The 13,726-nt window shown below is 52.8% G+C and carries 10 protein-coding genes; 4 read left to right on the top strand and 6 right to left on the bottom strand.

The window, feature by feature from the left end:
- Nucleotides 1-113 precede the first annotated feature (113 nt).
- From SH527x_RS10390 to SH527x_RS10375, 4 genes are all read right to left on the bottom strand, one after another.
- Nucleotides 114-1,163 carry a tRNA dihydrouridine synthase gene (locus SH527x_RS10390; RefSeq protein WP_437190610.1) on the bottom strand — a complete coding sequence of 350 codons (1,050 nt, stop codon included), beginning with the start codon at nucleotides 1,161-1,163 and terminating at the stop codon, nucleotides 114-116.
- Nucleotides 1,164-1,420: 257 nt separating this feature from the next.
- A complete protein-coding gene (gene sthA, locus SH527x_RS10385) occupies nucleotides 1,421-2,818 on the bottom strand; it encodes a Si-specific NAD(P)(+) transhydrogenase (protein WP_437190609.1) in 1,398 nt (465 codons plus the stop codon).
- 166 nt (nucleotides 2,819-2,984) lie between these two features.
- The gene (locus SH527x_RS10380) at nucleotides 2,985-3,521 is read right to left on the bottom strand and encodes a hypothetical protein (RefSeq protein WP_437190608.1); all 537 of its coding nucleotides are present in this window, start codon (nucleotides 3,519-3,521) and stop codon (nucleotides 2,985-2,987) included.
- A complete protein-coding gene (locus SH527x_RS10375; protein ID WP_437190607.1) occupies nucleotides 3,496-3,963 on the bottom strand; it encodes a universal stress protein in 468 nt (155 codons plus the stop codon). The genes SH527x_RS10380 and SH527x_RS10375 overlap by 26 nt, the downstream gene beginning before the upstream one ends.
- A 147-nt stretch (nucleotides 3,964-4,110) precedes the next feature.
- Between SH527x_RS10375 and SH527x_RS10370 the strand changes: the two genes are divergently transcribed.
- The 4 genes from SH527x_RS10370 (at nucleotide 4,111) to SH527x_RS10355 (ending at nucleotide 11,181) form a co-directional block, all read left to right on the top strand.
- Entirely contained in the window at nucleotides 4,111-5,013 is a 903-nt protein-coding gene (locus tag SH527x_RS10370) for a helix-turn-helix transcriptional regulator (protein ID WP_437190606.1), read from the top strand.
- A 211-nt stretch (nucleotides 5,014-5,224) separates the two neighbouring features.
- Nucleotides 5,225-5,824 (top strand): DUF417 family protein, encoded by a 600-nt coding sequence (locus SH527x_RS10365; protein ID WP_437190605.1) that lies wholly within the window; start codon nucleotides 5,225-5,227, stop codon nucleotides 5,822-5,824.
- 338 nt (nucleotides 5,825-6,162) lie between these two features.
- Nucleotides 6,163-7,023, top strand: a complete 861-nt coding sequence (gene ypfJ / locus SH527x_RS10360; RefSeq protein WP_437194615.1) for a KPN_02809 family neutral zinc metallopeptidase — start codon at nucleotides 6,163-6,165, stop codon at nucleotides 7,021-7,023.
- Nucleotides 7,024-7,857: 834 nt separating this feature from the next.
- Entirely contained in the window at nucleotides 7,858-11,181 is a 3,324-nt protein-coding gene (locus SH527x_RS10355) for a BamA/TamA family outer membrane protein (RefSeq protein ID WP_437190604.1), read from the top strand.
- A 74-nt stretch (nucleotides 11,182-11,255) separates the two neighbouring features.
- Here SH527x_RS10355 and SH527x_RS10350 read toward each other — a convergent pair whose 3' ends face one another.
- Nucleotides 11,256-12,803, bottom strand: a complete 1,548-nt coding sequence (locus SH527x_RS10350) for a sigma-54-dependent transcriptional regulator (RefSeq protein WP_437190603.1) — start codon at nucleotides 12,801-12,803, stop codon at nucleotides 11,256-11,258.
- 168 nt (nucleotides 12,804-12,971) lie between these two features.
- Entirely contained in the window at nucleotides 12,972-13,721 is a 750-nt protein-coding gene (locus SH527x_RS10345) for a superoxide dismutase (RefSeq protein ID WP_437190602.1), read from the bottom strand.
- Between the last annotated feature and the right edge of the window lie 5 nt (nucleotides 13,722-13,726).

Genomic DNA, 13,726 nt, shown 5'->3' with positions numbered 1-13,726 from the left:
GGAGCGCGCGGGCTGCTTCAGTTTTCAGAATGTGCTTTCAAGAACACGTTCAACTCTCTGGCTCTACGCCTGCTCGCACGATCACATAAAAGACAGAGAGTTGCGGAGCTGGGCTAGCACGCGGTGATGGACGTGTCAGCTTGTGACTCATCGACTTCAGCAGGCCAGATCCCGGGTTGCTCGACGGAGTAGTAATTCTCCATCAAGGTGTTCCAGTTGGCTTCGTTCTTGACCAGCCCCCATTTGGCCCGAAGTTCGGTTCCGGCCGGATGCAGTCGGGCGTAGCGGAACCCGAACTTTCTCAGGACCCCAATCCAGTTCTCGGAGCCGGTGTTCTGTTCGATCAATGCGCGGTGCTGTTCGATGACAGCACGTTGCTCAAGAGTTGTTGGGGCTGGATCGAGTGGCAGTCCGGCCCAAAGTCGATTCGCCTGAGTGAAGATCCACGGGTTTCCGATCGCTCCCCGAGCGACTGTCACTCCATCGACACCTGTTTCCCGAATCATTGCGACGCACGATTCTGCGGTGAAGAGGTCGCCACTCCCAAGGATCACTTTTGAGCCAACGTGATCTTTGACCTGTTTCAGAAACGACCAGTCACTTGGCCCACGATACTTCTGTTCAACCGTTCGTCCATGCACCGTGATGGCACTGACTCCCAGTGCGAATGCGCCGTCCAGAATCTGGAAGAATCGATCGCGGCTTTCTTGGGTGTTATCGATTCCGCGACGCATCTTCAGTGTGACAGGAATCTCGGCTGGAACGACATCACGGACGCGTCGAACAATCTCAAGAGCGACATCAGGCTGGCTGAGATGATAGCCACCGCGACAACCACCGATTGCGGTTTTGACCGGGCATCCGAAGTTGATGTCGATGACGTCAAACCCGGATTGAACAAGCCGTTGCGCTGCTGGTCCAAAAGTGACAGGATCAGAACCCATCAATTGAGCGCCGACCGGATGGTCCTGATCTTCGACACGCAAATAGTGACTGGTCTTTCCTGTGCCACGAACCTCGTTCACAAAGCGGTCCAGCATCACCTCGGCAATGGTGTATGACGCGCCAAAAGTTCTGGCAAGACTGCGCATCGCCCAATCGCTGTAGCCACTCAATGCGGCCTGAACGAATGGTCCCGATAACGTCACATTCCCGATTTTCACCGAATCACCACTTGCATCAATCTGTCCGGAGTGGCTTGCGTGAGACCGGACTTCTCCAGAGCGGCTTGCGCTCTTCTGTTACCGCGTTGCAGGTGTATCACGGTGTGACCATCTGCAGTTACGGCTCAGAGTTGTTACTTCAATATGAGACGGTTCTAGAGCATTTCCAGAAATCATGCAGCGTTCTGGCACTCAGGGTTCAGCTATTTCTCGTATTGAGAAGGCTGCTGCGCGGCCACTTGATAGACCGAACCGGTCTAGAAGAGGCGGTTCAATCCGTTCAAGGCAGCAACACGATAGGCTTCTGCCATGGTTGGATAGTTGAACGTCGAATTCACAAAGTACCGCAGAGTATTGTGTTCACCTGGCTGGGACATGATCGCCTGACCAATGTGAATAATTTCCGAAGCGTTCGCCCCGAAGCAGTGAATCCCCAGAAGTTGCAATGTTTCGCGGTGAAACAGGATCTTGAGCATCCCCGCTGTCTGCCCGGTGATCTGTGCACGGGCGAGACTCTTGAACATCGAGTGTCCGACTTCGTAAGGCACTCCTTCTGCAGTCAGCTGACGTTCCGTTTTGCCGAGAGAACTGATCTCCGGAGAGGTGTAAATCCCGGTCGGAATGTCGCTGACGAGAGCACGGTCGCAACTTCCACTGATGACGTGGTGAGCGGCATAACGTCCTTGAACGTATGCGGCACTGGCGAGCGATGGAATCCCGACGACGTCACCAACAGCGTAGACGTGCGGAATGTTTGTCTGGAAATGTTCGTTCGTGGGAATGTAGCCACGTTTATCGACTTGAATACTCAGGGACTCAAGTCCCATGTTCTCAGTGTTTCCTGTTCGACCAGCAGCCCAGAACAGGACGTCCGTTTTAATCTGCTTACCGGATTTCAGGTGGAGAATCACGCCGTCGTCTTCCGGTTGAACTCTGGAGTAGAGTTCGTTGTGACGAATCAGGCAGCCACGCTCCCGAAGGTGGTAACTGAGAGCATCGATGATCTCGTCATCGAGGAACTCCAGAAGCTTGTCTCGTGTGTTGATGAGATTCACTTTGGTCCCGAGATTGCGAAACATCGACGCATACTCGCAACCAATGACCCCTGCCCCATAAATGGTGATCGACTTTGGAGTGTGATTCAGGCTGAGAATGGTATCGCTGTCGCAGATCAACGGATGTGTGAAATCGATGTCGTCTGGACGGTATGGCCGTGATCCTGAAGCGATGATGAAAGCCGAAGCATGCAGGCGACGCTTGCCTCCGTATTCATCGCGGACTTCAACAGTGTTTGCGTCGATGAAGACTGCTTCTCCAAACATCACAGGGACATCGTTACGCTCATAAAAGCTGTTACGCATGTCGACCTGTTTTTCGATCACCGACGAGGCACTGCGACGCAATGCGGGAAAATCGGGAATCGTGTTCAGTCCAGATTCGCGAAACATTTTGTTGTTGAAGAATTGAGTCGCCTGAAAGATGGCAAATCTCAGTGCCTTACTAGGGATGGTGCCCCAGTGTGTGCATCCCCCGCCCAGTTGATGATAGCGTTCAACAACCGCAACGGACCGTCCCAGTTTGGTGGCTTGCATCGCGGCCCCTTCTCCACCAGGGCCTGTTCCGATGACGACGACATCAAAAGTTTTTTCGGTCATTGCTTCTGCGTATTGATGGAGTTTGATGCGATGCAACGTGTGGAGTACTCAATCTGATGGGATGTTTATCCCTTCGCAAGTAAGCACCCTGGATTTTTTCCGAACCTGCCTGCTCACTGCTCAGGTTGATGGGGCTCGAATGGGAATGGAAGTGGATGGGGTCCGTTCACTTCGTATGACGTTCAATGGGGGCGAATTGTCCTGTCAGACGCTCCACTGCATCCGGTGGGGAAAGATTGAACAGTGCTTTTCCCCCAGTTCCCCAGCGTCCTTTCTGATAATGAAAGACCGCAGATGCGTTGCGAATCTGGCTGACCGCTTCGACATCTTCCATTTCACCGCCGGGAATTGCTGCGAATGAAATTTCGACTCCGACAAATGCGGTCAGCAGTCCGGTCTGCAAATCTCGAGCGAACGCAGTATCCTCCTTCCAGTCCGTCTGCGTCCACAGCAATCCGCGTGGTTTTCCACTGGTCGACGCGAGATGAAGGAACTGACGCTGAAGTTCAGCACGATTTTCGTTGAACTGACGTTCAGCGCGGACCCATTCCGGTTCCGCTGAAATGGGACGACGACGCCAAAACAAGTTCAATTCCTCCAGTGATATTCCGACTGCCGGCTCGCGAATCACGGGGGCTGCGATTGCCTGGACGCGAGCCCCCGCTGCGATCGCAAGATTATGGAAGCACGAAGTTGTGCCCATCCGGGCGAACTGTCAGGACCGGGCAGATTGACTTTCGTACGATTTTCTCTGCGACGCTCCCCATGAACGCATGTGCGATGCCTGTCCGCCCGTGGGTCGTGACAACGATCAAATCGAACTGCTCTTCGGATGCGACTCGGGTGATCTCCAGAAACGGGATTCCGACGACGACCTGATGTTTAATGGAGATGCCCTCTGTCCATTGTTCTGGAGCAAAGCTCACGAGCCCTTTTTCTGCAGCTTGTTGCAGATCTCCGATCAAGTCAACTGGCGACGGAAGCATAATTCCTGGATCGGCCACGAGTGGATAAATATCTTCCACCACATGGAGCAGAGTCAGTTCTGCGTTGAATGTTCGTGCCAGTTCGCACCCGTAGCGGACAGCATGACGGCTGAACTCGCTGAAATCTGTAGGAACGAGGATTTTTGCCAAGCGAATCATGGTTTGCCTCAATTGTTCGTTCAGTCAACTTCAGATGGATCTCCCTTTATAATACGTTAATTCGATGAATTCATGTTGAAAGAAGTCGAAAGTCTGTAAAGACGCAATTGAGACAGAAAAAACGAGCTATTCAAGATGAAACGCAGGATGAGCCGAGCCTCGAACCAGAAACGTGTTTCACAGCGAATCACAGATTCGGAGTGGGATTCGTTTTCGATTGAAGAGGTGAGATCGGATCAGAAGTTCTATGAGCCGGTTCGCTCGAATCACTTCTGCATCTGGAATTTGAACTCCGGTGCAGGGACCGCGTTTATCGATGCCGCGCAGTTTCCATTTGTTGCAAATCAACTGTTGTTTGTTGTGCCGTACCAGTATGTTCGCTTTGCCCTCGAAGGTCCGTTTCAGGCTCAGGTCCTGCGGTTTCATGCGAACTTTCTTTGTGTCGAAACATTTCACAAGGAGACCGGGTGTAGCGGACCACTGTTTAACGATCCTTACGGGCGGCCAGTTGTCCAACTTGATGAAGTTTCATTGCCCATTGCGACCTCACTCTTCACGGAACTGATCAGCGAGCAGAAGGCACAATTACTCGGAGTGCAGGAAGCTCAACTGGCGTATACCCGATTGCTCATGATTCATGCGGCTCGATGGAAAGGTGGCAATGCCGTCGAAGGGGGAGAGAATTCCTTTCGGCATCCTGTTATCGAATCGTTGAAAGTGCTGATCGAACAGAATTACTGCTCGCTCCATGCCCCTGCAGATTACGCTGCCCTGCTGCATATGACTCCACAATCGCTCGGGCGTTGCGTTCGTGAACAATTGGGAAAAACTCTGTCAGATCTGATTCAGCAGCGAGTGTTGACCCATGCAAAGTGGGAACTGCTGCACACTCTGCGAACTGTGAAGGAGATTGCAGCGGAGGTGGGGTATCAGGATGAGCTCTACTTCAGCCGCGTCTTCAAAAAAGGAACTGGAGTTTCCCCGAAATACTTCCGGGAGCATGAAACCAGAATTCGTGGAGGCAGCAATTTGTCCATGAATATGCCTTAAACATCCATTCATGAGCGACTCGTTTTTCTGAATGATATGGAGATTGAAACGTCAATTCGCTGTACGCTTGAAAGAGCGTTTATCCGCGAATTGATGGTGGTCGAATCTCATCCCCTGACTGGCCGAAAGCCAATGGTCAGTCACGACAACGTTGGCGACCGGGTGCCTGCCACGATCAGGGGGAACGGCAATCTCATTCAGGAGTCACGACATGAATTTGACACCCCTTCTTCAATTGGCCGCTCGAATGGATCGAGTGGGCATGACTGTCACCAGACTTGGTCTGATCATTGTTCTGGTCTGGATTGGTGGATTGAAGGCGTTCAAATATGAAGCGGACGGCATTATCCCGTTCGTCGCCACCAGTCCGTTTATGAACTTTCTGATTCACGATCCTGGGAATTACAAAGCTCACATGAATCCGGAAGGAAAGCTTGTTCCAGAGAATCGGGAGTGGCACGAGAAGAATGGCACTTACATCTTCTCGTACGGGCTGGGCAGCATCATTGTGCTTTATGGATTGCTGCTCTGTTTGCATCCGTGGTTCCCGTCACTGGCGGCGCTGGGAAGCTTTCTGGTCGTCATCATGTCGTTCGTGACACTGTCGTTTCTGGTGACCACACCTGAATGTTGGGTCCCCGATCTCGGAGACAGTGAACATGGATTCCCTTATCTGAGTGGGCGAGGCCGTCTGGTGGTGAAGGACTGCATCATGCTGGGAGCGGCACTGGTGACGATGGCCGATTCTGCCAAGCTGGCGTTGAGTCGGAGAAGCCTGAGAACGGCGACCCCAGGCGCGTCGGCGCTCTGACCGGAGCGTTGAATCGTCAGAGCAGGAGTGCACTACGAAACGACTTTAGCCTCAACGACTTGTTGAACCGTATTAGAATGCTGCGCCGGTCCATTCATGGGGGAATCTCTCTCGAAATACTCTGGAAATCTGTCGTAAGGCCGTTAAAACCAATGACGGGTTTCAGTATTCAAGGTGAGAATGGTTCGAACATTGTGATCAGCGTGATCGAGCCGATATCCTGAATCGAGTGTTTGGGGTTCTGGGCGAGGCATTTGTGTTTCAACGCTGCTGGTAGAGCGACACTCGGATTCTCCGGAATTCGCAAACAGCATCGTCAGCAGAGGAGTCATTCGATGGTGCGATGGGAATCCGGGCGGCGGAGTGAAAACGTCGATGACCGACGGCGAATGAGTCCGGGGAGTGCGGTTGCCGGGTTTGGGGGTGGTGGCTCAATCCTGGTGCTGATTCTGGTCTTCTTCCTGACGGGAGGAGATCTGGGACAGGTTCTGAGGTTCTTTCTGGCGAATCAGGGAGGAGCCGTTCGCCAGCAGCAACAGGCCCCAGTTGAGCCAAACCCGGAAGAGGATCGTGCTGCCGACTTTGCGTCCGTGATTCTCGCCGATACGGAAGATGTCTGGACAAAGCTGTTCGCCCAGATGGGCCAGCGTTACCGTCCGACTCCGATGGTGCTTTATCGCAATCAGGTTCAATCTGGTTGTGGCGCGGCGAGTTCTTCTGCTGGTCCGTTTTATTGTCCTGCAGATCAGAAGGTCTATCTTGATCTGGCATTTTATGAAGAACTGGACCGCAAATTCGGAGCGCCAGGGGATTTCGCTCAGGCGTACGTCATCGCTCATGAAGTTGGTCACCATGTCCAGAACTTGTTAGGGACAATGGACCGCCGACAGGAGATGTTGCAGCATATGAGCGAGAATGAGTTCTCGGTGCGGCTTGAGTTGCAGGCGGACTTTCTTGCAGGGGTCTGGGCGCACCATGCTCAGAAGCAACGGCAGATTCTGGAGCAAGGGGATATTGAAGAGGGCTTGAGAGCGGCGGCGGCGATTGGTGACGATGCGCTGCAGAAAAAGGCTCAGGGATATGTTGTGAAAGAGTCGTTCACACACGGGTCATCAGCACAGCGGTCCAAGTGGTTCCGAAAAGGGCTGGAGACTGGCGATATTCGGCAGGGAGATACGTTCAGCGCGAAGGATCTGTAAACGCGCTGCTGGCATCAGTGGAGCCATCGAGGCTGATGATTAAACTGATCGAAGTGGGGTGCTCGTGATCTGAAATGCCCACATCAATTTAGAGCATTTCCAGAAATCATGCAGCGTTTCTGGCACGCGGAATTCAGCCTTTCGCTTAACAAGAAGGCTGCTGCGCGGCCACATGATAGACCGAACCGGTCTAGAAAACGACGAACAGGTCTTCTGGTGCTCCAGAGGGCCTGTTTGTCCGTTGTGAGGGTGTTTGAATCCTCATCCGGTCCTGAACGTGCGGTTGACACTGGATTCAGGGGAAAGTGGCTGAAGTCTCGATGATTTAATGGGTTCAGATGCGGCGGACACGAAAGATTCTTGTAAGAAATAGTGCCATTTTCGCCGGAAATTGCTCGAAATCCGATTTCAGTTAATGGTTCTGGCATTATTCGTCTTGTTGGAAATTCTGGCTTTCGATATTCCTCCCCTCCACTCGTCGGCAGGTCAGGATGTGACCGCTCTGTTCTGGCAGGTTCTTCAACCGGTCAATTCAGGTTTGAACATCTCAACGTCGCCTTCGATGCCAATTGAGAGATGGAATGTTGATGATTCGCGAACAGGAGATCGCGTTATAAATGAGGTTGTCTTGGAATTGAGCACCGGCATTGGATGTCATTGTTCTCTTCTGAAGATTGCCAGATCGGACGAGGCCCCACCGGCTACTCACCGTCGATTGCATTTCAAAGTTCCCCTTATTCACCACTTCGCATGGATGCGATTGCAGTTTTTCTCTGACGATCAGCTTTTGTGATCGAGAAAAGTTGTAATGGACATGGACCGAAAGCAGAGTCGATGCAAAGTGTCGGAAAAGACACTCGTCGAGTGCGCCACCCGCGATCGGGGGTCTGGACTGCTGTATTCAGTAGTTCGGCTGCGATCTGTGGATTGTGGTGGACCGCACCGGTCCTCGCTCAAAGACCTTTCCCAGGGAGCGAAGCGACTGCTGTTCCTGTCGTAAAGAGCACAAGCGAACCTTGGGCGGTGACTCCGGCCGCGACAAAAACTCCGTCCAATGTTGTTCCTGCCGCTGCCTCATCCGAGCCTTTGCCAGCAATTCGGCCAGCGACACGTCAGCCGGTCGAGTCGGCTTTCTACCAAGAACCTGCAGTCAAGTCGCTGCCTGCTACTGAACCGGATTCAGCTCCTTCAGCGGTCCAGCCGGCATCGTTTACAAATTCACTCAGCGGGATCCGACCAGGCAGTTTGGAAGTTCAGCAGGCGAATTTCTCAGCAGAAAAATTGCTGGAATCTCCATTGGTCGACGTTCTGATCGAAGGTAACGACACGATTCGGACTGATGCCATCTTCAAGCATGTGCAGTGTCGTCCGGGGCGTCAGGCGAATCCTCGAATGGTTCAGCAGGATGTGACCCAGCTGCTGAATACCCGGTGGTTCTACTCTGTCCAACCGCTCTATCGAAACACGGATGAAGGCCCGATTCTGGTCTTCAAAGTTGTTGAAAAGCCAATCCTGAAAAGCGTCACGTTCCGTGGCAACAAAAAAATTAAGTCGGCCGAACTGGAAGCCCATACCGGTCTTCGTCCTGGCCACGCGTTTGACGTCTCGGCCAATCGCGAATCGATCTACCGAATTCGCCAGCTCTATCTGGAAAAGCACTACCGCTTCGCAGAAGTGACCCTGACCAAAGGGGGAGCATCAGACGATCGAGAAGTGATCTTTGATATTGTCGAAGGCCCGAAAACGAAAATTGGAACCATCGAGTTCCAAGGAAATCATGCGTTCAGTTCAGCGATTCTGAAGACGAAGGTAACGTCCAAGACGCTTAAACTCTGGATCATTCAAGGCGACTACGATCCTGAGATCGTCCGCAATGACGTTCTGACCCTGAAACAGTATTACATGGGGTTGGGATACTTTGACGTTGATGTTCAGTCGAACGAAGCGCTCAGTGAGGACCGTAGCCGTGTGACGGTGACCTTCGCGATCAATGAAGGCCGACGGTACAAGGTTGAAGGTATTGAGGTATTGGGGAATGACGTTGTCTCACGTGACAAACTTCTTACCAATCTGAAGTTGAATCGGGGCGACTACTTCAATGAGAGGTATCTCAAAGAAGACGTCAACTCCATGACAAAGCTGTACGACGAACAGGGTCGTCTGTTTGCCAAAGTCATTCCAACTCCGCGATTCCGCGAAGGGGAAGAACCGGTTGTCGATCTCGTCTATAAGATCGATGAAGACGTTCCTCGTTACATTGGCGCGATCAACATTCGAATTCGGGGCGATTACACACACTCTCAAGAAGAGGTTGTTCGTCAACAGGTCAATCGATTCCTGAAGCCAGGGCATCTCGCCAAGAGCGCCGATTTGCGAATGGCACAAGCTCGTGTGAACGGCAGTGGAATCTGGGATCGTGAAGAAGCACCAGTCTTCGATATCAAGCCGGTTTCCGGGCTCGATTACTGGCCACAGGTCGCAGCACGCGGTCAAAGTGCCTCCCGAGACGAACTGCAACAGACATCGATTTCCTGGGAGAAAGATGAATTCTGGAGCGAAGTCACTCCGGACTTCACTCTGGACGAAGGGCCGATTCCCGCCGAAGTCCCGATCGAGGAATTTGTGAGCTCGGGACGAGCAAAGGTTTCTGCAATCCCCACCGGGGCTGCATCAACAGCGACTTTCGATTCAGACGCCCCCTCTGCGGCACTTCCTTCCAGTCCACGGCGAGCCGTTCGGGGAAGTGAAATGCCTGAGACACGGGCAGTAGAAAAGGCGGGTCTCTGGCGGAGCGAATCGTCGCCGAGCGATGAGTCCCCTCGTGATTTCACAACCGGCTCAGCGAGTGGATCACCACTGCGTGCTACCGTTCGATCGGATCGCGATTGGCATTCAGCTGTGGCTGCAACATTGCCTCCAGTTGTCATTGACCCTGAGAGCATCTTTCGTGGTCAATCGGAGGTAATGCCTGAGCAGTACTATCGTTCACAGAGCATGGCGCCGGATGGTCTTCAGGTTCCACAGGATTACATGCAGGGTGTCTCTCCTCAGGGAGACCCTTTTGGTGATGCTCTGAGTTCACAGCCTCCCGGCTTCGTGGATGTGAATATTGACGTGACTGAAGGACGTACCGGCCGATTGATGTTCGGGGTCGGGGTGAACAGCGATGCAGGGGTCGTCGGATCTCTGGTTTTGCAGGAAGATAACTTCGATCTGTTGCGTCCGCCGACCAGCTGGGCTGACATTCTCAATGGAACGGCATGGCGAGGTGCTGGTCAAAGTTTCCGTATGGAAGCGGTCCCCGGTAGCGAAGTCAGTCGTTACATGGTGAGCTGGAACGATCCGTACTTCCTGCGAAGTGATTTCAGCTTCGGAGTCAGTGGGTTCTATTACAACCGCTACTTTGAAGCCTGGCGGGAAGACCGTTTGGGCGGTCGTATTAATACCGGTTATGTCTTGAACAGATTCTGGTCGTTGGGTTCGGCCTTGCGACTGGAAGAAGTCAAAATCAAGAATGTTCCAGCAGGGGCTCCTGCCTCACTGACCGATGTGGAAGGGGATAACTTCCTGTCCACTGCGTCGGTGTCCCTGATGTACGATGGTCGTGACAATGCATTCATGCCGAGTCGCGGAACCTACGGGAACATTTCGTACGAACAGGGCTTTGGCGAGTTCAACTATCCGCGATTCGATTTGTCAGGAAGCCAGTACTTCACTCTGCATGAGCGTCCGGACGGCTTCGGGAAGCACATTCTGGCCTTCAATGGTCAGTTGGGTTTCACCGGCGATAACACACCAATCTTCGAGAAGTATTACGCAGGGGGCTACTCGTCCTTCCGCGGTTTCTACTTCCGAGGAGTTTCTCCGGTTGATAGCGGTGTCCGGGTCGGGGGTAACTTCATGGCCCTGGGATCGGTTGAATACATGGTTCCGCTGACTGCCAGCGACAATGTTCGTGCAGTGGTCTTCTCTGACTTCGGTACTGTTCAGGAAAACGTTTCGTTCAGCGAATTCCGAGCTTCGGCTGGTTTCGGTTTCCGCGTCACACTGCCTGCGATGGGCCCTGCTCCGCTGGCCTTTGACTTTGCGTGGCCAATCACTCGCGAACCAACAGACCGCTTGCGTGTCTTCAGCTTCTATGTCGGATTTACTCGATAAGAAGACGAAGGGGACCGTATTCAATGAATACGATCCCCTTTGCTGACGACTCCGCAGATTCAGGATGGCCCTGTCTATTCGATGTAGGGTTCGCCATCGATCGTGACCTTCTTGCCCAGCGAAATATTAAACGCTGCGATTCGGTCTCTCACTTTGCCTCGTGTGATCCCCAGGATTTCAGACGTCTTTGTCTGATTCCCACCGGTCACCTGCAGCACTCTTGTGAACAGGTAGCGTTCCATTGCTTCAACCGCTTCGGAATACAGATTGACCGTGCCGTCAGCGAGACGTGACTCGATGTAATCCTGCAAGTTGAGTGCTGGTGCCCCGCTCTCTTTGTTCTGAGGGCGAGTCGACTGAATGGCAAATTCACCAGACGTCGAGGCTTGTCTCTCGATGACGGGGTGTGATGGCCCTCTCCCTTCGAGAATTGTTTTCGGCAGGAAGTCCGGAACGATCACAGGGCCAGTTGCCTTGAGAACTGCCTGTCTGACAACGCTCTGTAATTCACGAATATTACCGGGCCACGAATATTCCAGCAGAAGTTCGATCGCCTCCTGAGAGATTCCTTCAATTTCAGGTTTGTTCAGCTCTTTTCGAATGCGTGTCAGAAAGTATTGGAGCAGCAGAGGAATATCTTCTGTTCGATCACGTAGCGGCGGCAGCAGGATTGTGATGACGTTCAAGCGATAGAACAGGTCACTGCGGAAGGTCCCGGCTTCGACCATTTCTTCCAGCGGACGATTTGTCGCGGCGATCAACCGGACGTCTGTCTCGATTGTGGTGTTCCCGCCGACTCGTTCGAATCGCTGTTCCTGCAGAAGTCGCAACACCTTTCCCTGAACCAGGGGGGACATGTCTCCGACTTCATCCAGAAACAGGGTGCCGCCGTTGCACTGTTCGAACTTTCCAATACGCAGCCGCTCGGCCCCCGTGAAAGAGCCCTTCTCGTGCCCGAACAGTTCGGACTCCAGGAGAGTGTCTGGCAACGCGGCGCAGTTCACAGCCATGAACGGACGGTTTTCGCGATTGCTGAAATGGTAGAGCGCCCGAGCAACGAGTTCCTTACCGGTTCCACTTTCTCCGCGAATCAGAACGGTGACGTTTTGCTTGGAGACGCGGCCGATCTCTTTGAACACTTCCAGCATGTTCGAGCTTCGACCAATAAACAGATCCCCGTTCGTCGAATGGGATTTCTCATCTTCCTGCACAGCGACTGCAACCGGAACGCTCATCAACCGACGCGTTTCGAGCGCCTTGGTGACCAGGTTGTTGAGCTTGGCGAGATGGAGTGGTTTGGCCAGATAATCATACGCACCCATCTCCATCGCTTTGATTGCTGTATCGCTTCCAGCATCAGCAGTAATGAAGATGACCGGAAGCCTGCGGTCGAGATCATGGATGCGTGAGAAGAGTTCGAGCCCGGACATGCGGGGCATCATGATATCGAGCAGAACGATATCCGGCTGATGAGACGAAACGTATTTCAGACCTTCATCTGCGGTCGCGGCTGAGAGAACTTCGAGATCCAGGAGTTCCAGAGAACGCTGAACCATGTGCAGAATGGTGCGGTCATCATCGATGATCAACACTCTGCGCTTTTCTGAAGGCGTTGAATGCATCGATCGGTCCTCTTGAACTAAAGGAACACGTAGCTGATTGACAATAGATCCTGTTGACCCGACTTGAGGAAACAGAAATCGTCAATTCAGGCCGCACTTAGAAAGAGACTGAATCACCTTTGATTTGAGTTCAAAGGTGATTCAGAACCCCGTTGATTTCCGGGGGCGTCAAGCCTTCTTTGCAGCGGAATAGAGTTCAGCGACATACGGCCAGTTGACGATCGAGAAGAACGCCTTGATGTATTCCGGGCGGCGGTTCTGGTACTTCAGGTAGTAGGCATGTTCCCAGACATCCAGTCCCAACAGTGGAGTTGAGCCGGTCATCAATGGACTGTCCTGATTTGCTGTGCTTTCAATGGCGAGCTTGCCATCTTTGTTCAGGATCAACCATGCCCAACCACTTCCGAATCGGGTTGCAGCTGCGGTTGAGAAGAGTTCCTGAAACTTATCAAACCCTTCGAAGGTTGTTTCAATCGCCTTCTTGAGATCACCAGAAGGAGCTGGGGCTCCTTTCTTCAGTGTCTTCCAGAACAGGCTGTGGTTGGCGTGTCCGCCGCCGTTATTGCGAACTGCAGTTCGAATCGCTTCAGGCACAGCATTCAGGTTTGTGAGCAGCTTTTCAACGGATTGCTTTCCGAGGTCTGAACCAGCCAGAGCCTTGTTGAGGTTCGTCACATATGCCTGGTGGTGTTTGCCGTGATGGATTTCCATCGTCTGGGCATCGATATACGGCTCAAGAGCATCAAAAGCATATGGCAGAGCTGGGAGTTTGTATTCGCTTCCTTCAGCAGCTTGTGCGATTGAGGAGCTTCCGACTCCTCCTGCCACGATCCCAGAGGCTAAGGTCCCAATTGCAGCGACTTTCAAGAAATCCCGGCGATTGACGTTCTCGTCTGAGTGATGACCGTGTGGCAACATCCAGA

The sequence above is a fragment of the Planctomicrobium limosum genome, from assembly GCF_051465645.1.
Taxonomy (GTDB): Bacteria; Planctomycetota; Planctomycetia; order Planctomycetales; family Planctomycetaceae; genus Planctomicrobium.
Note: the sequence above shows the minus strand (reverse complement) of the source record. Positions and strands in the feature narration are given on the sequence as shown.